The organism is Maritimibacter sp. UBA3975 (assembly GCF_002384975.1).
In the GTDB taxonomy this organism is placed as follows: domain Bacteria; phylum Pseudomonadota; class Alphaproteobacteria; order Rhodobacterales; family Rhodobacteraceae; genus Maritimibacter.
Genome location: NZ_DGCP01000002.1, coordinates 350,703 through 371,433 on the forward strand (window position 1 = coordinate 350,703; position 20,731 = coordinate 371,433).

A 20,731-nucleotide genomic window follows, 5' to 3' on the forward strand; every position below is an offset into this window, starting at 1 on the left:
CAGAAATGGCGACTAAAAAGCAAAACAGGGGTCTCGGCCGTGGATTGTCGGCCCTAATGGCCGACGTGCAGCCGGAGACGGCAACACAAGATGGTGAGGTATCTGGGACCAGAAAGCCCGACATGTTGATTCCGATAGATCGCGTGGAAGCCAATCCTGATCAGCCCCGCCGGCAGTTCTCGAAGGAACGGTTGGAGGATCTCGCGAACTCGATCAAAGAAAAGGGTATCATCCAACCGCTGATCGTCCGCCCGCATCCTGGCAAGGTCGATATGTTCCAGATTGTCGCCGGGGAACGCCGGTGGCGCGCGGCTCAGGTGGCGCGCTTGCATGAAGTCCCCGCGATCGTCCGTGAATACGACGACACCGAGTCGCTCGAAGTTGCCATCATCGAGAACATCCAGCGCGCGGACCTGAACGCCGTCGAGGAGGCGGCCGGGTACAAAGACTTGATGGAGAAATTCGGCCACACTCAGGAGAAGCTTGCCGAAGCTCTTGGAAAATCCAGGTCACACATCGCGAACATGATGCGTCTGCTCGGCCTTCCGGAGGAGATTCTGGAGTATTTGCGGGAAGGCAAGCTCTCCGCAGGGGCTGCGCGCGCAATCCTTACAGCTGATGATCCTCTCGGGCTCGCGAAGAAGGCTGTTTCTCAGGGACTTTCGGTCCGGGAGATCGAAAAACAGGCCAAGGCGGCGAAACCAGAGACATCGACACCCCGCGCTTCGCAAAAGGCCGAGAAGGACGCGGACACCCTGGCATTAGAGAAGTCGTTGTCCGCCGCTTCGGGTATGAAAGTTCTGATCGACCACAAGGCAGGCGACGACAAGGGAAGCGTCACGATCCGTTATGCCACGCTGGATGAGTTTGATGACCTTTGCCGCATGCTCGGTGGTGACACCTAATCCGGCAGCAGGTCCGAAATGATGGCATTGAGAACGGCACGACCGGCCTGAGTGGCCACGAGCCGGTCGCTATCCTGTTGCAAGAAACCTGCGGCCTCCAAGTCGGCCACTTTGCCCGCGTCCAAATCAGCACCCGCCATCGCACCATACCGGACCAAGTCCAGGCCCTGGGTCGTGCGGAGACCCATCATCAGATACTCGCCAGCCTGATCTCTGGACGCGACCGGCTCACGCCGCAGCTCGCCGTTGCCAGCTATGGCCATCTCGAGCCATTCCTCTGGTGCCAATGCAGTTGTTGTCGCGTAGCGTCCGTCAGTCGTGATGCGGCCATGGGCGCCAGGACCAACGCCGGCATAATCTCCGGCAGACCAGTAAATCAGATTGTGACGGGATTCCTGCCCGGGTTTGGCATGGTTAGAGACCTCATAAGCCGGAAGTCCGGCTGCCCCGCAGAGTTCCTGTGTCCTATAATACATGTCAGCGGCTAAGTCTTCGTCAGGTAGGCCACGAAGACTTCCACGGTCTAAGCGGTCACCAAAAGCTGTGCCTGGTTCGATCGTGAGTTGATACAGTGATAAATGGTCTGGATCGAAAGACAGGGCGCGTTTCAATTCTGCGTCCCAGTCCGCAAGGCCTTGAGACTGGCGCGCGTAAATCAGATCGAAACTGATCCGGTCGAACTCTGTGCGCGCTACGTTAAGCGCTGCCAAAGCGTCTGACACGTCATGCAGTCGCCCCAGCGCGCGCAGATCACCATCGTTGAGGGCCTGAAACCCCATCGAAACGCGGTTCACCCCGGCATCCCGATACCCTGAGAACCGCCCCGCCTCGACGGAACTCGGGTTCGCTTCAAGCGTGATCTCAATGTCGTTGGCGGGCGACCACACCGCACTCGCGGTATCAATGACGGCTGCCACGATTTCCGGGTTCATCAATGACGGCGTGCCGCCACCGAAGTAGATGGAGTTAAGTACCCGGCCCGGTGTTTCCGTCCCGATGCGCCGGATTTCGGAAACGAACGCCTGTTGCCATGCCTGCATGTCCACGCCGCTGCGCACATGGCTGTTGAAGTCGCAGTAGGGACATTTGGCGGCACAGAACGGCCAATGGACATAAAGACCGAACCCGCCTGCGCGCCAGTCTTCAACCAAAGCAGCCCTCGACCAACTTGGTGAAGGCAACGGCCCTATGGCTCATTGCGTGTTTCTGGAACGGGTCCATTTCGCCAAAAGTCATATCGAACCCGACGGGAATAAAGATCGGATCATATCCGAAACCCTGATCACCCCGCATAGGCCAGGTCAGGCGGCCGGGCACTTGACCGTCAAAAATTTCGTCATGCCCATCAGGCCAAGCCAGACAAAGGGTGCAGTTGAACGATGCCGTACGCGGTTCTGGCGCGCTACGCTCGTCCAGTAAATCCCACGTTTTTTTCATGGCCATCGGGAAGTCTCGACCATTCGGCGTCTCGGCCCAGTCAGCCGTGTAAACGCCGGGCGCACCGTCGAGTGCATCGACCATGATTCCGCTGTCATCAGAAAGGGCAGGGAGCCCGGTCGCCTTCGCGGCAAAATGCGCCTTTATCCGCGCGTTGCCTGCGAAGGTGTCCTCGGTCTCGTCCGGTTCTTCGAGATTAAAATCACCGGCGGATTTGCAGGTCACACCGAAGGGCAAGAGGAGATCCGCGATTTCGCGGAGCTTACCTTTGTTGTGCGTGGCGATGACCAGCGTGTCCCCGGTGAACCGCCGTGTCATGCGGTCGCGGCCTTTTGGGCGGCAACCAGTTCAGATACCCCCTTTTCGGCGAGGCCCATGAGGTCGTCCATCTGCCCCCGCGAAAATGTCGATCCCTCGGCGGACATCTGAACCTCGATCAAACGGCCGGTGCCAGTCATTACGAAATTTCCGTCGACACCCGCTTCACTATCTTCGGGATAATCCAAATCCAGCACAGCCTGCCCGGCATAAATACCACAGGACACGGCCGCGACCGGATCGATCAGGGGGTCCGACAGGATGTCACCGGTCTTGATCAGCTTGTTCACCGCGAGTTTCAGGGCGACCCAGCCACCGGTGATGGAAGCGCAGCGTGTTCCACCGTCAGCCTGGATCACGTCGCAATCGACGGTGATCTGCCGTTCGCCCAATGCCTGACGATCAACGCCAGCACGGAGGGAGCGACCTATAAGCCTTTGAATTTCAACAGTTCGTCCACCCTGCTTGCCCGCGGCGGCCTCGCGCCGCATCCGCGACGTGGTGGAACGGGGCAACATTCCGTACTCGGCTGTGACCCATCCCATCCCGGTATTGCGCATCCAGGGCGGCACCCGCTCTTCAAGCGAGGCGGTACACATCACTTGCGTGTCACCGACCTTGATGAGGCAGGACCCCTCAGCATGCTTCGTTACCCCTGTTTCAATTGAAATCGACCGCAGTTCATCTACATTCCTGCCAGATGGGCGCATGGCGTGTCCTTCCTCATATCGACGCTGGCGTGGGTCTCACGCCTCCGGTGAAAAAGCAAGAGGATGCGCCCTTTGGAGAAAACCATGACCGACGGGTCGCCACAAACCGATCTGCTGAACGACCGATCCCGTGAAGTGTTTCGACGGTTGGTCGAAGCGTATCTGGAGACCGGGGATCCGGTTGGATCGCGCACACTCACCCGGACTCTGACGGAAAAGGTGTCGGCGGCGACGATCCGCAACGTGATGCAGGACCTCGAATACATGGGTCTACTGGACTCTCCGCATATCTCGGCGGGCCGGGTGCCAACCGAGCTGGGTTTGCGAATGTTCGTCGATGGGTTCCTGCAAGTGGGTGAGTTGACGGACGCTGACCGCGAGAAGATTGAGGACACCTTGGGCCAAGGCCCCACGGATGTTCCTGCGCTGATGAGTTCCGTGGGCAAGGCGCTATCAGGCATCACCTCTGGCGCGAGCCTCGTGATGACGCCGAAATCCGAGGCGCCGATCAAACACATCGATTTCGTGAGTCTCGGTCCTGACCGAGCCTTGACCGTGCTGGTTTTCGCGGACGGACAGGTCGAGAACCGACTGTTCACCCCGCCCATGGGCCACACGCCAAGTTCGATGCGCGAAGCAGCCAACTTTCTCAATGCCCTCGCCGAAGGCCGCACTCTGTCCGAACTGCGTGCGGTAATCCTCCGGGAAGTAGACAAGCGTCGGCAGGAGATCGATGTGCTTGCAGGTCAGCTCGTCGAGAGTGGGCTGGCGGTCTGGAACAAAGACGGCGGCGGCACCGACCGGCTCATCGTGCAAGGACGCGCGAATCTTATCACCGACCCGGCTGATGAGGCTGAATTGCACCGTATCAAGAGCCTTTTCGACGATCTTGAGCGGAAACAGGATATCGCCGAGTTCCTTGAATTGGCTGAAGATGCCGAAGGTGTGCGCATTTTTATTGGCTCAGAGAACAAACTTTTCTCACTTTCCGGTTCCTCTCTGGTCGTTTCTCCATATATGAACGCTGACCGAAAGATCGTCGGCGCGGTTGGGGTCATCGGACCCACGCGGCTCAACTACGGGCGGATCGTGCCGATCGTTGATTACACTGCGCAACTGGTCGGGAAGCTGATCTCCGACCGGGGGTAAAGAGGAAAAGAATGGCCGACCCGAAGAAGAAAGAACCGATCGAAGACATTGAGGCTGCGATCGAGGAAATCATGGCGGATCAGGGCAAGACCGATCTCCCGGAAGAGCCCGAAGCGGCAGCGGAAGAACCGTCTCTCGCGCCGGAACCGGACGCGAGCGAGGTGAACGAAGTCGAAGCGCTGCGCATCGAACGTGACCAGCTCAAGGACAAGTTCATGCGGGCTCTCGCCGATGCCGAGAATTCCCGCAAACGGTCTGAGCGCGACCGGCGAGAGGCGGAGAACTACGGCGGTTCCAAGCTCGCCCGTGACATGCTGCCTGTCTACGACAACATGAAGCGCGCGATGGAAGCCATCGACGATCAACTGCGAGAGCAGGCCTCGGGCCTGACCGAGGGGCTGGAGCTTACCATGCGTGAGCTGCTCAACATCTTCTCGAAACACGGCATCCGGATCCTGGCACCCGAAGTCGGCGATAAATTCGATCCCATCGAGCACGAAGCAATGTTCGAGGCCCCGGTTCCCGGCACCAAGAAGGGTGAGATCATTCAGGTGATGGCAGAGGGCTTCATGCTCCATGACCGCTTGCTGCGCGCGGCGCAGGTTGGCGTGTCATCCAACCCTGGCTAAGTGCCTAGTCTCGAGCCAGGTCTTTCAACTGGTAGATCAAGTCCAACGCTTCGCGTGGGCTCAACTCGTCGGGATGAACCCCGGCGAGTTTTTCCTTGAGCGGTGACGCGCTCGCGGGTGAAGGTGCAGGCTGCGCGGCGACAGCGGAGAACAGCGGCAGGTCGTCGATCAGAGCCTTCTGGGCAGCACCGCTCTCGCGTTCGCCCTTTTCCAATGCGTCCAGCACGACCCGCGCACGTTCCACGACAGGTGCCGGAAGCCCCGCGAGCTTCGCAACCTGCACGCCATAGGACCGGTCCGCAGCGCCGCGGATCACCTCATGCAGGAAAATCACGTCGCCCTCCCATTCCTTCACAGCGATGGTCGCGTTGTCCACGCCAGCCAGCTTCCCCGCTAGCTGAGTCAACTCGTGGTAATGCGTGGCAAAGAGCGCGCGGCTCTGGTTCACGTCGTGCAGGTGTTCGAGCGTCGCCCAGGCGATGGACAACCCATCGTAGGTCGCGGTCCCACGTCCGATTTCGTCCAGAATGACCAACGCCCGCTCATCGGCCTGGTTAAGGATCGCAGCGGTCTCGACCATTTCGACCATGAAGGTGGAGCGCCCGCGGGCGAGGTCATCTGCGGCCCCGACGCGGGAGAACAGCTGACTGACAATCCCAATACGCGCCGAGGACGCAGGCACAAAGCTGCCAGCCTGAGCCAACAGCGCGATCAATGCGTTTTGCCGCAGGAAAGTTGACTTGCCTGCCATGTTGGGCCCGGTGATCAGCCAGACATCCGCGCCGTCTGACCCATCGGCGAGCGCGCAATCGTTTGCAATGAAAGGTTCACCGCCCTGTGCGCGCAATGCCCGTTCGACCACCGGATGACGACCCCCGACAACCTCGAAAGCTCGTGAATCCTCGACGGAAGGCAGGCACCAGTCTTCAGTGGCGGCGAGCTCGGCGAACGCAGCCGCGACATCGAGTTCAGAAAGCGCCCGAGCGGCGTCCCCTAGCGGTCCCGCGTTAGAGAGGATTTCGTGCTTCAGGCTCTCGAAGAGGCGCTTTTCTATTTCAAGGGCCCTGCTGCCGGCGTTGTGAATCCGTGTCTCAAGCTCCGACAAATCAACCGTCGTGAACCGAACCGCGTTGGCAGTGGTCTGACGGTGTATGAATGTCTCGGAGAGCGGGGCCGACAGCATTTTCTCTGCATGTGTCGCAGTCGTCTCGATGAAATAGCCAAGCACGTTGTTGTGCTTGATCTTCAGCGATCCGATCCCCGCCAATTTGGCATATTCCGCTTGCAGGGAAGCAATGACGCTTCGCCCTTCATCTCGAAGCGTGCGTGCTTCGTCCAGTTCCTCGTCATAGCCGGGGGCGATGAAACCCCCGTCGCGCGCGAGAAGCGGCGGGTCGGCCACGAGCGCTCGGTCCAGAAGGTCTATGAGGGCATCATGACCCCTCAATGCCGTACCCGCAGTTGCGAGCAAGTCGGGCGCTTCAACAGCAGAGACCGCATTGGCAATTTTTATCGCGGCGCTCAAGCCATCGCGGATCGCCGTAAGGTCTCTTGGTCCGCCACGATCAAGGGCCAGGCGGGACAGAGACCGATCAACATCTGGCACCTTCCGTAAGTCATCGCGCAAATCCGACCGAAAAAGGCTCTCACCCACCTGAAACTGCACAGAGCGGAGCCGATCAGTAATAGTGGCGAGGGTCCGAGATGGCGAAGAAATCCGCCGCTCCAACAGCCGCCCTCCTCCTGCCGTCACCGTTCGGTCGATAGTCGAAAGCAATGAGCCCTCCCGACCGCCCGACAGGGAATGGGTGAGTTCAAGGTTTCGACGAGTCGCCATGTCGATCTGCATCGTCGCACGAGCGTTCTCCAGGACCGGCGTCCGCAGGAGCGGGAGTTTGCCCTTTTGAGTAATGTCGAGGTATTCGACGATCGCGCCCATGGCGCAGATATCAGCGCGGGCGAAAGTCCCGAAGGCGTCCAGCGTGGTCACATTGAACAGACTGCATAGTCGCTTTTGTGCGCCGGTGCTGTCGAATGCCGACCGCCCGATCGGAGTCGCGGATGCACCAATATCAGACACCAATTCAGCCAATTCAGCCTCGAGAGATTCACTCAGCACGACTTCGCGCGGGGCGATCCGTGCAAGCTCCGGTCCCAGACGGCTGCGAGGGCAGGACATGACCCGGAGTGCGCCGGTCGAAATATCGACCCAGGCGAGTGCGCCTTCGTCCCGCACCTCCGCGTATGCAGCGAGGAAATTGTGCCGCCGTGCGTCGAGCAGGGAATCCTCGGTAAGCGTACCTGGCGTGACAAGCCGGACGACGCCGCGTTTCACGACGGACTTGGACCCGCGTTTCTTCGCCTCGGCAGGGTCTTCCTGCTGCTCGCAAACCGCGACGCGGAAGCCTTTGCGGATCAGGGTTAGAAGATAGCCCTCGGCCGAATGCACGGGCACCCCGCACATGGGGATGTCCTCACCCAGATGCTTGCCGCGCTTGGTGAGCGCGATGTCCAGCGCTTCGGCCGCGGCTGCCGCATCATCGAAGAACAGTTCGTAGAAATCGCCCATGCGATAGAACAGGAGCGCGTCCGGATAGCCGGATTTGATCTCCAGAAACTGCGCCATCATGGGCGTTACAGCAGCATTGCCAGTATACACGCAGGTCCCCCGACCAACAGGTTTTGATCGAATCTATAGGGGCCGGCGTTGGGGTGAAACCCCTAGCGATTGCGCAGGCGCGACACCCAGTTCCAGGACGAACGGCACATTTCATCGAGCCCGCGCTGCGCCTCGAAACCAAGATAGTCACGCGCCAATGCCGGGTCTGCAAAGAAACAATCGATATCACCTGCGCGGCGCGGCGCAATCTTGTATGGAAGCTCCTTGCCGCAGGCCTTCTCATAACTACGCAGCATATCCATGACGGAGTAACCGGTTCCGGTTCCGAGATTGAGGACATGACTGTCATCTTCATCGATCAGCTTGTTCACCGACTGGACATGGCCGCGCGCAAGGTCGACGACATGAATGTAATCCCTGATACCTGTTCCGTCTGGCGTGTCGTAATCGTTGCCGAACACGTTGAGGTGGGGCAGTTCGCCTGTCGCGACCTTGGCAATGTAGGGCATCAAGTTGTTTGGAATGTCGTTCGGATCCTCACCGATCAGCGCGGAGTCATGAGCGCCGGCGGGGTTGAAGTAGCGTAGGATCCCATAGGCCCATCGGTCGTCGGATTCCTTTAACTGGCGCAGAAGGGTTTCGCATGTGACCTTGGAATGAGCATATGGCGACAGAGGGGCGATTGGGTGGTCTTCCGCACAGGGCAGGGATACGGGGTTGCCGTAGACAGTAGCCGTAGAGGAAAAGACGATACGGAACACGCGTGCGTCCTTCATAGCGCCAAGAAGCGTCGCAAATCCCGTGCAGTTCGTCTGAAAATATAACAGAGGCTGTTCGACGCTTTCTCCGACGGCCTTCTTCGCGGCGAAATGGATGACTGCGTCGAAGTCATGCTGTCGAAACACGTCCTCCAGAAACCTTTTGTCCAGTACGTCTCCCTCATGGAAAAGAACGGGCGCTTCGGTGATGACCTCAAGACGATCAATCACATCGCGGCGTGCGTTGGAGAAATTATCGACGATAACGACCTCGTGGCCTGCTGCAACGAGTTCGACATAAGTATGCGAGCCGATGAAGCCTGCGCCGCCGGTCAGAAGTATCCGTCCCATCAACCATCCCTTTGATTCGATACAAATCTAGAGCGGTTGGGCCGGGAATTCACCTGTGAAAGCCCAACCCTGGATTGCTTTAGGGTGCGAATGAAAATTGCGCTTGCACGGCTACAGAATTTACGAAAATGTCGCACGGTTGCCGCATTGCATTATTTCCTGAACGGGAAACGGGTTGAGCGCGCGTGGTGGCGCGGCTACAGAACCAGCGGACGCATGGGAGGACACGGAAGAATGGCGACGAAGCCCAAGATCACACGCGAAGAGGCGCTCGCGTTTCACATCGAACCCAGACCGGGCAAATTCGATATCGCTCCATCCGTGCCAATGACGACACAGCGCGACCTGTCGCTGGCCTATTCCCCAGGCGTTGCGGTGCCATGCGAAGCGATCTTTGCCAACCCAGAGACAGCGTATGACTACACGAACAAGGGTAACCTCGTTGCAGTCGTTTCTAACGGGACGGCGGTTCTGGGCCTCGGCAATCTTGGAGCGCTGGCATCCAAGCCGGTAATGGAAGGCAAGGCGGTGCTGTTCAAGCGCTTCGCGGATGTGAATTCCATCGACATCGAGCTCGACACCGAAGATCCGGAAGAAATCATCAATGCTGTGCGGCTGATGGGTCCGACCTTCGGGGGCATCAACCTCGAGGATATCAAGGCACCGGAGTGCTTCATCATTGAGCAGCAGCTCAAGGAGCTGATGGACATCCCCGTGTTCCACGATGACCAGCACGGGACCGCTGTCATCTGCGCTGCCGGGCTTATCAATGCGCTGCACCTCTCAGGGAAGAAGATCGAAGATTGCCGGATCGTCCTGAACGGTGCCGGTGCTGCCGGAATAGCCTGTATTGAACTCCTCAAGGCGATGGGGGCCAAGCACGACAATTGTATCGTCTGCGACACAAAAGGTGTGATCTATCAAGGCCGCCAGACCGGCATGAATCAGTGGAAATCGGCTCACGCGGTCAACACTGAGCTTCGGACGCTGGAGGAGGCGATGGTCGGAGCGGACGTATTCCTTGGCGTGTCGGTCAAGGGTGCCGTGACCCAGGAAATGGTCTCTAAGATGGCCGAAAATGCTGTGATCTTTGCGATGGCGAACCCTGATCCCGAGGTGACGCCCGAGGAAGTTCACGAGATCCGAGAGGATGTGATCGTGGCGACCGGCCGTTCGGATTACCCCAATCAGGTCAACAACGTGCTGGGCTTCCCATATCTCTTCCGCGGTGCGCTCGACATTCATGCGCGCGCCATCAACGACGAGATGAAGATCGCCTGTGCCGAAGCGCTCGCCAAACTGGCGCGTGAGGACGTGCCGGATGAGGTCGCGATGGCCTATGGCAAAAAGCTGACATTCGGGCGGGACTACATCATCCCGACGCCCTTCGATCCCCGGCTGATCTACACGATCCCACCGGCGGTGGCGAAGGCGGGGGCGGACAGCGGCGTTGCCCGGCGGCCGATCATCGACCTTCACGGCTACGAAGCGCAGCTGAAAGCGCGCATGGATCCGACCGCTTCGATCCTGCGATCGCTGAACGCCCGGGCACGGGCCGCTCAGGCGACGATGATCTTCGCAGAGGGCGATGACCCGCACGTCCTGCGTGCTGCCGTGGCCTATCAGCGAAACGGGTTCGGCAAGGCAATCGTGGTGGGGCGCGATTCTGATGTGAAAGAAAAACTCGAGACCGCAGGGTTGGGCGATGCCGTGTCAGAGCTGGAGATCGTGAACGCGGCCAACACGCATCACCTCGCAACCTACAAAGCGTTCCTCTATGAGAGATTGCAACGTGCCGGACATGATCGGAAGGATATTCACCGTCTGGCGGCACGGGACCGCCACGTTTTCGCGTCCCTCATGCTGGCGCATGGACACGGGGATGCTTTGGTCACGGGCGCGACCCGCAAGTCGGCGCATGTGATGGAGCTCATAAACCACGTCTTCGACGCGAAACCTCAAGACGGCGCGGTGGGGGTGACTGCGCTTCTCCATAAGGGACGGATTGTTCTGGTGGCTGATACGCTCGTCCACGAATGGCCCGGAACGGAAGACCTCGCTAATATTGCGGAAGGGGCGGCAGCGGTGGCACGCGACCTCGGTCTGGAGCCGCGAGTCGCGTTCGTCTCGTTCTCGACATTCGGCTACCCCGTGTCCGAACGCGCCGAAAAGATGCATGAGGCGCCCGCGATCCTCGAAGCACGGGGCGTGGACTTCGAGTACGATGGTGAAATGGCGGTGGATGTGGCGCTCAACGCGGACGTCCTGGCCCAGTACCCGTTCTGTCGTCTGTCCGGTCCGGCCAATATCCTTGTCGTGCCAGCGCGCCACTCCGCCTCGATTTCGGTCAAGATGATGCAGGAACTTGCAGGTGCGACAGTGATCGGCCCGATCCTGACCGGGGTTTCGAAACCGATTCAGATCGCGTCAACGACCTCCACCGCGAACGACATTCTCAACATGGCGGTGCTTGCGGCCTGCAAAGTCGGCTGATGACGGTCTTCAACCTTGGATCGATCAACGTCGATCATTTCTACAGGGTGCCACATCTGCCGGTGCCAGGTGAGACGCTCGCCGCCACAGGGTATGATTTCGGTCTCGGCGGAAAGGGCGCGAACCAGTCCGTCGCCGCCGCCCGGATGGGGTCCACTGTCGTGCATATCGGCATGGTCGGTCCCGACGGCGCTGGTCGTGATCTTCTCGCTGACTACGGCGTTGATGTTCGGTTCGTGGGGACGGACGGCTCTGTGACCGGTAACGCCTGCATCTACGTTGATGTCGAAGGCGAAAACCTGATCGTCGTTTTGCCGGGTGCGAACCACGAACAGTCTCTATCAATGGTCGAAGCGGCCCTGACCGAAGCGAGGTCAGGTGACCACTTCATGCTCCAGAACGAAGTCACGCTTGGAGCAGAAGCCGCGCGTATCGCGAAGAACGCGGGGTGTTTCGTCACCTATTCCGCCGCGCCGTTCAAACCCGAGAAAGTCGCCGAGATGCTGCCCCTCGCAGATCTCATCGTGATGAATGAAGTGGAGGCGCAGCAGCTCTCCAAGCATCTTGAAATGATGATCGAGGAACTTCCGGTCCCGAACATATTGGTCACACGGGGATCAGCTGGCGTCACATGGCGCGGCGATGAGGTCATTTTCCAACCCGCGTTCCCGGTTCATCCTGTCGATACGACTGGCGCCGGCGATTGCTTCATCGGGGCCGTGATTGCCGGGCTCGATCAGGGGTTCACGATCCCGGATGCGCTCCGGCTTGGCGCAGCCGCTTCAGCGATCCAGGTCACCCGACCCGGCACGGCGCAAGCAATCCCGACCCGCGCAGAGACAGACACACTCCTCTCTCGCGACTGAAATCACGCGTCCGTGATGTTGCGTGATCAGTACTCCGAAACTTTCTCCCACCGTTTTCGTGGCTTCAGGCAACTGCGGACAGACGCAGTGAGAAACCAACAGGAGACGTTTGATGAAAACCGCATTTGCAACAACCCTCGCCGCCGCTGCCTTCTCGACGACAGCCTTTGCCGCCAGCCACGAAATGGCACCGATGGTGGAGGCCTCGGATCAATCTGTCGAAAACGGCGTCGTATCCGCCGACATGGTGAGCGCGCCCGCCAATGGGTGGCTCGTCATTCACCGTACCGACAGCGATATGGCCCCGGGCCCGGTGGTCGGCTATGCGCCGCTTCGCATGGGCGAGAACACCGATGTCGCTGCGATCCTTCAGGAAGACGTCGCGGCCGGCGATATGCTGATGCTCATGATCCACTCGGAGGAAGGCGGCACGGCAACCGGTGTGTTCGAATACACGCTGGGTGCCAAGGAAGACGGCCCAATCAAGCCTGATGGTGACCTCGTCATGACGACGATCACCGCTCAGTAATAGCAGGTTCGTTAACGAGTGTTTGGTTCGGAAGGGGCGGCCTGAGGGTCGCCCTTTTCATTTGACGAGTTGGCTCAACTTCATGGCCACGCTCATGTCCCCCGACACCTTGATCTTGCCCATCGCGAAGGCGGTCATCGGGTTGAGTTTTCCGGTCAGCAGCTTCACGAGGTTCTTTTCGGAAATCCGGATCGTGCAGTCGGCTGGTTCATCAGCGAGAACGGCGGTGTCGCCCGAGAGCGTAATCGCACCGGCATCGCCGCAATCGAATTTGATCGATTGGTCGAGTGGGTTATCGGCCAGCGCTTTGTTCAGACGGGCGGTGATCTCGGGAAGGTCGCTCATGGTCGGGGCTCCGCTTTTGCAGGGGTCGTTTGAGCGACGGGGCGCGGGGAAGCAACGCTGACGTTGCCTCCCCACAAGGGGACTATTTGGACATCCGCCGTTTCCGCGCGGCCAGCAGTTTCAGCCGCAAGGCATTCAGATTGATGAAGCCCGCCGCATCCTTCTGGTCATATGCGCCTGCGTCATCTTCGAACGTCACATGCGCCTCGGAATAGAGCGAGGCGTCCGACCAGCGACCGACGCAGGACACCGACCCCTTATAGAGCTTCAAACGGACCGTGCCGGAGACGAGCTCCTGACTCTTGTCGATGGCAGCTTGCAACATCTCCCGCTCAGGCGAGAACCAGAAACCGTTATAGATGATCTCCGCATAGCGTGGCATAAGGCTGTCTTTGAGGTGCCCGGCGCCGCTGTCGAGCGTGATCTGCTCGATGCCCCGGTGCGCCTCCAGCAGGATGGTGCCGCCCGGCGTCTCATAGATCCCGCGTGATTTCATCCCGACAAAACGGTTCTCAACGAAGTCGAGCCGCCCGATTCCGTGCGTTTTGCCCAGTGCGTTTAGCCGGGTGAGCATTTCAGCAGGAGTAACCGACGCGCCGTCAATGGCGACCGCGTCACCTTCTTTGAACGTCACTTCCACAAACTGCGCTTCGTCCGGCGCATCCTCGGGATTGTTCGTGCGCTGGTAAACGTAGTCCGGCGCCATGTCCGCCGGGTCTTCCAGAACCTTGCCTTCCGACGAAGTGTGCAGAAGGTTCGCGTCGACCGAGAACGGCGCCTCACCGCGTTTGTCCTTCGCAATGGGAATCTGGTTCTTTTCTGCAAAGTCGATGAGCTTGGTGCGCGATGTCAGGTCCCACAACCGCCAAGGCGCAATGACCTTGATGTCGGGGTTCAGCGCGTAGCAGGCAAGCTCGAACCGGACCTGATCGTTGCCCTTGCCGGTCGCACCGTGGGCCACCGCATCGGCGCCGGTTTCTTCGGCGATTTCCACAAGCCTCTTTGAGATCAAAGGACGCGCGATGGACGTTCCCAAAAGGTACTGACCCTCATAAATCGTGTTGGCCCGGAACATCGGGTTCACATAGTCGCGCACGAATTCCTCGCGCAGGTCTTCGATAAATATGTTCTCGGGCTTGATCCCGAGCATGATGGCCTTTTCGCGCGCCGGTTCGAGTTCTTCACCCTGACCAAGGTCGGCCGTAAAGGTCACGACCTCGCAGCCGTACTCCGTTTGAAGCCACTTCAGGATGATCGAGGTATCGAGGCCACCGGAATAGGCGAGCACGACTTTCTTCGGCGCGGACATACAAGGCTCCTTGGTTCACTGTCCGGCGCGGTTTATCGGCAAGGGCAGGGGCGGGCAAGGGTGATTGCCCGAACGCAGCCCGCGCTCAGCCAGAGCCACGCGCGAAAACGAGACGGGATTCATCATAGATCTCCATGATCGGGCCAAGATCGACGGGCGACCCCGCCGCCGCGGCCAACTCTCCGGCACCACATCGCGCGGCAAAGGCCGAGAAACCGATGTTGAGTGCAGACGACCTCAAGGAATGAAGATCGGCTTCGAGCATGGTCGTATCCGGTGAGGTGCGAAGCCTTTCGACCACTTCGTCGACTTCACCAAGGAACAGTTCAACGACTTCCTGAAAGTCTTCCACGCCGATTTCCGCCTTCAACTCATCCACGCGATCCCAATCAACCATCTTCGCTTCCTTTCTGCGAGAAGTCTGGGGCCAACGACTTAATCTTCGGTGATCCTCCGGTGGCCAAGAACAAAAAATTTTAGATTTAATAACGAGTTAAGAGATACCGGTTACGACCTGCGCAGCGGAACAACCGCGACACATGCCGGGGGTCACCTTGTCTCCACAACCACTGCCAACGACAATGTCGGCACCGAAAACCGGGGATCAGATCATTCGACACGTTCTGGTTGTCGACGACAGCCGTGCTCAGAGACGTGTCCTCGTTTCCACGCTGACCCGATATGGTTTCGAGGTGATCGAGGCCGAGACCGGTCAGGAGGCGTTGGAAATTCTGCACGCGACTGACATAGATCTCATCATTTCTGACTGGATGATGCCGGGCATGGATGGGCTGAGTCTTTGCCAGAAATTCCGTGAAATGCCGCGCGATCGCTATGGGTATTTCATTCTCCTCACGTCCAAGAGCGACAAAGGCGCTGTTGCGCAAGGACTCGATATCGGCGCGGATGATTTTCTGAACAAGCCGGTCAATCCTGAGGAAATGCGGGCGCGCATTGCGGCTGGCGACCGGATCCTGCGCATGGAAAGGGAGTTAAATGAGAAGAACCGGCTCGTAAGCGCGACGCTCTCTGAAATTTCGCAGCTCTACGATGCTCTGGACAGGGACTTGATCGAAGCGCGGAAAATGCAGCAGGCGCTTGTGCGGGATCGATTGCGTGAATTCGAAGCTTCTCAAGTCGCGCTTCTGCTGAAACCTCGTGGGCATGTGGGTGGGGATCTGGTTGGCACCTTCGCCGCTGGCCCGGGTTACGTCGCGATCTATGCCATTGACGTTTCGGGACATGGGATCGCGTCGGCGCTCTTGACCGCGCGGATCGCGGGCTACCTCTCCGACGGAGCCCCGGCGCAGAACATTGCGCTTGAACATGATGGCGACTGTTACTGTGCGAAGCCGCCACACGAAGTGGCGCTCGCCCTCAATCGCCTGATGGTGTCGGAGGTAAAGTCTGACCTCTACTTCACAATGACGCTTGCATACTTCGACCACGCAACAGGGCGCGTCCAGATTACGCAATGCGGGCATCCGAATCCCGCGGTCATCGCAAAGGACGGAAGCGTGGCGTTCTATGGGCACGGCGGTCTTCCGATCGGTCTCATCACCGATGCCACCTACGACAGCTTTAGTTTGGATCTGGAGCCGGGAGATCGCCTTGTTCTCTACTCCGATGGATTCACCGAGTCGCGTGACACCGAGGATCGGGAACTGGAAGAAACTGGATTCGGCACGTTCCTTGCCAAGAACGCAGATTTGCCGGCACCAGAGTTCTTCGAGGCTTTGACTTGGGACCTGGACTGTTTCCTTGAAGGAAGCGACTTGCAAGATGATCTCTCCTGCGTCTTGCTCGACTATCGCGGTCCGAAAGCTCCCACATAAGAGGTGAGGAAGGCGCGGTCGCCCGCATTGTCGAGCAACTCGATCGCTTGGTCTGCGCCTACCCAAACCGCTTCGTGTCCCGGTTCGGTCGGCGGATGTAGCGGTCGCACGGGAAGCGCGACGTAGATGTGGCAGATTTTCTCGGCCCAAAGGTCGTATTCCGGCATGAAGGCGAACCGACGGAAGGCGCCAATCCGGCGCGGCGCCGAAATTCGCCAACCGGTTTCTTCGACGACTTCTCGGTGAAGCGCGCGAAGAGGGCTTTCACCGGGGTCAATGCCGCCGCCAGGAAGCTGAAATTCAGGTTCCGGCGTGTCCTGAAATGTCAGGAGCACACGCCCATCCCTCGGCAGGATCGCATAAGCCCCGGGCCGCGGCCGATAGCGTTGGCCCTTCACGATGGTTTCACCATAGCGCCGCATCGCTGGCCTCTCGCTCGGTTGCTCCCCATATGTCTTCGCGGTATGCCACGCCAGATAACAAAGGAAAACCACGCATGAGCCTTGGGTCTCAAATCGCCTGGGACGATACTATCCTGCCCTTCCAACTCGACGAGGCCGATGTCCGCGGGCGTGTGGTCCGGCTCGACGGAACGCTCGACCAAGTCCTTGAGCAACACGACTATCCGCCCGCAATCGAAGCGTTGGTTGCGGAGGCCGCATTACTGACCGCACTTATCGGCCAGACGATCAAGCTGCGGTGGAAGCTATCTCTGCAAGTGCGCGGTGATGGCCCGGCGCGACTCATCGCAACCGACTATTACGCGCCGGCCAATCCTGGCGATCCCGGGCGCATCCGCGCGTATGCGAGTTTCGACGAAGAACGGCTCGACCCGAACGGACCAGCATTCGAACAGATCGGTCAGGGCTATTTTGCGCTGTTGATCGATCAAGGTGCGGGCACTACGCCCTATTCCGGTCTCACGCCCGTGGCGGGGCAATCCCTGTCGGATTGCGCCCAGACCTACTTTGCACAATCGGAACAACTCCCGACCCGTTTTATCCTCAGCTTTCAGGAAACCGATGAAACGTGGCGTGCTGGCGGCGTCATGCTCCAGCACATGCCGAAAGCCTCCCCTTTTGCGAAAAGCGACGGCGGATCTGGCGAAGGCGGGCTGCTGTCGGCGGAGGATATCCTTCCTCGAGAGAGCGATCGGGAGAATTGGAGCCGCGCCAACATCCTGCTCGATACTGTCCAGCCCGACGAGATGATCGGGCCGACCGTCCAGCCCACGGAGATGTTGGTCCGCCTGTTCCATGAAGAAAAACCGCGGGTGTTTGAGCCACAGCCGGTCGAGTTCGGCTGCACCTGCTCGGCGGAGCGCGTCGTCGAAAGCCTGTCGATCTACTCGGCGAAGGACATCGCTCACATGACCACGGAAGACGGGATCGTGACAGCCGACTGTCAATTCTGCGGGGCGCATTACGAGTTCGACCCCAGCGTTCTTGGCAAAGACGCCGATGGAAGCGTCTGAGGTCTTCTCTGCGCTCGCCCGTGCCTGCGACCTCGCGGGCGCGGGGTCATCCGATTTTGACCTGAATCCCGAGTTTCGCCCGCCGAACCGAAACTTGCGCCTTGCAGGGGTACTTGTGCCCTTCATCGAGACGGAAACGGGCGTGCGTCTGATCCTGACACAGCGGTCTTCGGCCTTGAAACACCATCCAGGCCAGATCGCCTTTCCGGGCGGAAAGGTGGACCCCAGTGATGCCGATGAGATTGCGGCTGCGTTGCGGGAAGCCGAAGAGGAAATCGGCCTGTTTCGCGATAATGTAGAGGTCATCGGTACCCTGCCGTTTCATGAGACGATAACTGCTTTTCAGGTCACGCCTGTTCTGGCGCGTGTGAAAGCGGAATTTGCCTTCCGGCCCGAGCCCGGGGAAGTCGCGGAAGTGTTCACCGTTCCCTTTGACCACATCTCTAATCCAGCCAGATATGTGGCCGAAGGCCGCCACTTCCGGGGGCAGTATCGACAATACTACACAGTCCCATGGGGCCCGTATTACATATGGGGCGCCACGGCACGGATGCTTCGTGTCCTGGCCGACAGGATCGAACAATGACCGCGGCGCGGATCACGGGCAGCTGGATCCGCGATCCGGCGGCGCAGTCCGTTTGCCTGATGTTGACGAATGCCGGCTACGAGGCCCACTTCGTTGGCGGGTGTGTGCGAAACGCACTCATCGGCGCTCCGATATCGGATCTCGATGTCGCCACGAATGCGCGTCCTGAAACTGTGACTATTCTTGCCCAAAGCGCCGGCTTCCAAGCGATTCCGACTGGAATTGAGCACGGAACGGTGACCGTCGTTCTCGACAAGATACCATTTGAGGTCACGACGTGGCGTCGGGATGTCGAGACGGACGGACGCCGCGCCGTCGTGGCCTTTGCTGATCGTCTGGATGAGGATGCCAGACGCCGCGACTTCACCATGAATGCGCTCTATGCGACACCGGATGGGACTGTGGTCGACCCCTTGGGCGGGCTCATTGATCTTGAGGCTCGACGGGTTCGGTTCATCGATGATGCTGCGGCCCGAATTCGCGAGGACTACCTGCGTATCCTCCGATTTTTCCGTTTTCATGCTTGGTACGGCGATCCGACGGGTGGGCTGGATCCGGAGGCGCTCGCGGCGATTTCAGAGCTTTCAGGCGGAATAGAGACGCTTTCAAGAGAGCGCGTCGGGGCCGAGATGGTCAAACTCCTCGCCGCTCCCGATCCCGCGCCCGCCATCGCTGTGATGGATCGAACGGGAGTCCTGCACCGTGTTATGGAGGGCCTCGATCCCGCCGCCCTCCCGCTCCTCGTTCATTTTGAAGGTCTGCTTAGAGTCGCACCAGACTCCATGCGCAGACTGGCAGTGCTGGGTGGGTGTGATCACAAAGATTCCTTTCGTCTTTCCAAGGCGCAGGACCGGCACCTTCAGGTCTTGCTCGAGCATCGTGGATCACCCAAGACGCCCGCCGCGCTGGGCTACAAACTCGGCAAGGCCAGGGCCCGTGATGTGGTGCTGATGAATGCTGCCCTGCTCGAGTCACCGCCCCATCCTCGGGACTTAAAAGAGATTGCGCACGGAGCGCGCGCGCAGTTCCCCGTTGTGGCCGGCGACCTGATCCCCGACCATGAAGGGGCCGCGCTGGGCGCGAAGCTTAAGGAGCTGGAGGATCGTTGGATCGCGTCGGGATTCGAACTTACCCGCGACGACCTCTTGAGGAACCAATGACGGAGTACACGATCGAGAGACTGGGCCACCAAGGCGACGGAATCGCAGCGGGCCCTGTCTTCGTGCCTCGAACTTTGCCCGGTGAAGTGATCGATGGCGCATTGGAAGGAGATCGCGTTGCCGAACCGCGAATCATCAGCCCGTCTGCAAATCGCGTGCGACCTCCTTGTCCCCATTACAAATCCTGCGGCGGCTGTTCGCTCCAGCACGCGAGTGATTCCTTCGTGGCCCAGTGGAAGGTTGGTGTGGTGGAACAGGCGCTTGCCGCTCAGGGAATCGCGACCGAGATCCGGGGCATCGCTACTTCGCCTGCGAATGCACGTCGCCGTGCAACGCTCGCTGTTCGCCGCACCAAGAAGGGGGCCCTTGTCGGGTTCCACGCCCCAAAGTCTGACACGATCACCCCGATCCCGAACTGTCAGCTCCTGACCCCCGCTCTGATGGCCGCGCTGCCGATATGCGAAGAAATCGCGCAGGTCGGGGGGTCCCGGAAAGGCGAGTTGAAGTTGTCACTGACGGCGAGCGACGGGGGGCTGGATATTTCAGTCACCGGCGGCAAGCCACGGGACCTTGGTTTGGAGGAGGCGCTCGCAGGCCTGGTCGGACGACTTCCCATCGCGCGCCTCGCCTGGGACGGAGCGGTCGTTGCGATGTCTCAACCACCAAAACAGAAATTCGGCGCCGTTGCGGTGGTCCCACCGCCGGGCGCATTTCTGCAGGCGACCAAGGAAGGAGAGATGGCCCTGACCGCAGCGGTTCAGGAAGCGGTGGGTGACGCGGATCGCGTGTTCGATTTTTTCGCCGGGTGCGGTACCTTCACGTTGCCGCTGGCGGCGAATGCAGAGGTGCTCGCGGTGGAGGGTGATGGCGACATGCTCGCCGCGCTGGATGCCGGGTGGCGCCATCACCACGGGCTTCATGCGGTCACAACGGAGACCCGCGATCTGTTTCGCAGACCACTCCTGAGTGATGAACTTCGCGCAGAGGCCGTGGTCATCGACCCGCCGCGCGCTGGGGCTGAGGCGCAGATGATTGAACTGGCGGCAAGCGATGTTCCGCGCATTGCCGCCGTGTCCTGCAATCCGGTGACTTTCGCGCGCGATGCGAAAATATTAACCGATGCGGGCTATTCGCTGGATTGGCTCGTCGTCGTGGATCAGTTTCGGTGGTCTGCACATGTCGAGCTGGCGGCGTGTTTCACACGCTGATCATCTTCCCCGAACCGGGGAAATCGGGTAAACAATGGCTCGGGCAGAA

General features: G+C 59.7%; 20 protein-coding genes. 11 read left to right on the forward strand and 9 right to left on the reverse strand.

Annotated elements, in window-relative coordinates; all coding sequences use genetic code 11:
- The first annotated feature begins 5 nt into the window (after positions 1-5).
- Positions 6-905, forward strand: coding sequence for a ParB/RepB/Spo0J family partition protein (locus B2585_RS01975; protein WP_292019433.1), 900 nt, complete (start codon positions 6-8; stop codon positions 903-905).
- On the opposite strand, the gene hemW is transcribed toward B2585_RS01975, so the two are convergent.
- The 3 genes from hemW to rph are packed head-to-tail and all read right to left on the reverse strand — an operon-like array spanning position 902 to position 3,370.
- A complete protein-coding gene (hemW, locus tag B2585_RS01980) occupies positions 902-2,056 on the reverse strand; it encodes a radical SAM family heme chaperone HemW (protein WP_292019435.1) in 1,155 nt (384 codons plus the stop codon). The genes B2585_RS01975 and hemW overlap by 4 nt on opposite strands.
- Positions 2,049-2,660, reverse strand: a complete 612-nt coding sequence (gene rdgB / locus B2585_RS01985) for an RdgB/HAM1 family non-canonical purine NTP pyrophosphatase (RefSeq protein ID WP_292019437.1) — start codon at positions 2,658-2,660, stop codon at positions 2,049-2,051. The genes hemW and rdgB overlap by 8 nt, the downstream gene beginning before the upstream one ends.
- The gene (rph, locus tag B2585_RS01990) at positions 2,657-3,370 is read right to left on the reverse strand and encodes a ribonuclease PH (RefSeq protein ID WP_292019439.1); all 714 of its coding nucleotides are present in this window, start codon (positions 3,368-3,370) and stop codon (positions 2,657-2,659) included. The genes rdgB and rph overlap by 4 nt, the downstream gene beginning before the upstream one ends.
- Before the next feature lie 84 nt (positions 3,371-3,454).
- On the opposite strand from rph, the gene hrcA reads away from it, so the two are divergent.
- On the forward strand, positions 3,455-4,519 hold the full coding sequence (gene hrcA / locus B2585_RS01995) for a heat-inducible transcriptional repressor HrcA (RefSeq protein ID WP_292019441.1): 1,065 nt from the start codon (positions 3,455-3,457) through the stop codon (positions 4,517-4,519).
- An 11-nt stretch (positions 4,520-4,530) separates the two neighbouring features.
- Positions 4,531-5,148 (forward strand): nucleotide exchange factor GrpE, encoded by a 618-nt coding sequence (locus B2585_RS02000; protein ID WP_292019443.1) that lies wholly within the window; start codon positions 4,531-4,533, stop codon positions 5,146-5,148.
- A 4-nt stretch (positions 5,149-5,152) separates the two neighbouring features.
- Here the strand turns inward: B2585_RS02000 and mutS are convergent, their stop codons facing one another.
- Both mutS and galE read right to left on the reverse strand, forming a co-directional pair.
- On the reverse strand, positions 5,153-7,777 hold the full coding sequence (mutS, locus tag B2585_RS02005) for a DNA mismatch repair protein MutS (RefSeq protein ID WP_292019859.1): 2,625 nt from the start codon (positions 7,775-7,777) through the stop codon (positions 5,153-5,155).
- A 92-nt stretch (positions 7,778-7,869) separates the two neighbouring features.
- Positions 7,870-8,877: a UDP-glucose 4-epimerase GalE gene (gene galE / locus B2585_RS02010; RefSeq protein ID WP_292019444.1), complete on the reverse strand. Its 1,008-nt coding sequence runs from the start codon at positions 8,875-8,877 to the stop codon at positions 7,870-7,872.
- A 234-nt stretch (positions 8,878-9,111) separates the two neighbouring features.
- On the opposite strand from galE, the gene B2585_RS02015 reads away from it, so the two are divergent.
- The 3 genes from B2585_RS02015 (at position 9,112) to B2585_RS02025 (ending at position 12,765) form a co-directional block, all read left to right on the forward strand.
- Entirely contained in the window at positions 9,112-11,370 is a 2,259-nt protein-coding gene (locus tag B2585_RS02015) for an NADP-dependent malic enzyme (protein ID WP_292019447.1), read from the forward strand.
- Complete coding sequence (locus tag B2585_RS02020) at positions 11,370-12,236, forward strand: ribokinase (RefSeq protein WP_292019449.1); 867 nt, start codon at positions 11,370-11,372, stop codon at positions 12,234-12,236. The genes B2585_RS02015 and B2585_RS02020 overlap by 1 nt, the downstream gene beginning before the upstream one ends.
- Positions 12,237-12,348: 112 nt before the next feature.
- Positions 12,349-12,765, forward strand: a complete 417-nt coding sequence (locus tag B2585_RS02025) for a DUF7282 domain-containing protein (protein ID WP_292019450.1) — start codon at positions 12,349-12,351, stop codon at positions 12,763-12,765.
- Between the two features lie 57 nt (positions 12,766-12,822).
- Here the strand turns inward: B2585_RS02025 and B2585_RS02030 are convergent, their stop codons facing one another.
- The 3 genes from B2585_RS02030 to B2585_RS02040 all read right to left on the reverse strand — a co-directional run bounded on the left by B2585_RS02030 (position 12,823) and on the right by B2585_RS02040 (position 14,816).
- Positions 12,823-13,110: an SCP2 sterol-binding domain-containing protein gene (locus B2585_RS02030; RefSeq protein ID WP_292019452.1), complete on the reverse strand. Its 288-nt coding sequence runs from the start codon at positions 13,108-13,110 to the stop codon at positions 12,823-12,825.
- A gap of 82 nt (positions 13,111-13,192) precedes the next feature.
- The gene (locus tag B2585_RS02035; protein ID WP_292019454.1) at positions 13,193-14,419 is read right to left on the reverse strand and encodes an argininosuccinate synthase; all 1,227 of its coding nucleotides are present in this window, start codon (positions 14,417-14,419) and stop codon (positions 13,193-13,195) included.
- An 85-nt stretch (positions 14,420-14,504) separates the two neighbouring features.
- Positions 14,505-14,816 (reverse strand): Hpt domain-containing protein, encoded by a 312-nt coding sequence (locus tag B2585_RS02040; RefSeq protein ID WP_292019455.1) that lies wholly within the window; start codon positions 14,814-14,816, stop codon positions 14,505-14,507.
- 184 nt (positions 14,817-15,000) lie between these two features.
- Here B2585_RS02040 and B2585_RS02045 point away from each other — a divergent pair, with 184 nt between their 5' ends.
- A complete protein-coding gene (locus B2585_RS02045) occupies positions 15,001-16,254 on the forward strand; it encodes a PP2C family protein-serine/threonine phosphatase (RefSeq protein ID WP_292019457.1) in 1,254 nt (417 codons plus the stop codon).
- Here B2585_RS02045 and B2585_RS02050 read toward each other — a convergent pair.
- Positions 16,227-16,676: an NUDIX hydrolase gene (locus B2585_RS02050; protein ID WP_292019459.1), complete on the reverse strand. Its 450-nt coding sequence runs from the start codon at positions 16,674-16,676 to the stop codon at positions 16,227-16,229. The genes B2585_RS02045 and B2585_RS02050 overlap by 28 nt on opposite strands.
- A gap of 74 nt (positions 16,677-16,750) precedes the next feature.
- Between B2585_RS02050 and B2585_RS02055 the strand changes: the two genes are divergently transcribed.
- Genes B2585_RS02055 through B2585_RS02070 form a run of 4 tightly spaced genes read left to right on the forward strand, consistent with a single transcriptional unit; the run spans position 16,751 to position 20,682 of the window.
- Positions 16,751-17,728: an Hsp33 family molecular chaperone HslO gene (locus tag B2585_RS02055; protein ID WP_292019860.1), complete on the forward strand. Its 978-nt coding sequence runs from the start codon at positions 16,751-16,753 to the stop codon at positions 17,726-17,728.
- Complete coding sequence (locus B2585_RS02060; protein WP_292019862.1) at positions 17,715-18,314, forward strand: CoA pyrophosphatase; 600 nt, start codon at positions 17,715-17,717, stop codon at positions 18,312-18,314. Before B2585_RS02055 ends, B2585_RS02060 begins: the two co-directional genes overlap by 14 nt.
- On the forward strand, positions 18,311-19,474 hold the full coding sequence (locus B2585_RS02065) for a CCA tRNA nucleotidyltransferase (RefSeq protein ID WP_292019461.1): 1,164 nt from the start codon (positions 18,311-18,313) through the stop codon (positions 19,472-19,474). Before B2585_RS02060 ends, B2585_RS02065 begins: the two co-directional genes overlap by 4 nt.
- Complete coding sequence (locus B2585_RS02070; RefSeq protein ID WP_292019864.1) at positions 19,471-20,682, forward strand: class I SAM-dependent RNA methyltransferase; 1,212 nt, start codon at positions 19,471-19,473, stop codon at positions 20,680-20,682. The genes B2585_RS02065 and B2585_RS02070 overlap by 4 nt, the downstream gene beginning before the upstream one ends.
- The last annotated feature ends 49 nt before the right edge of the window (positions 20,683-20,731 follow it).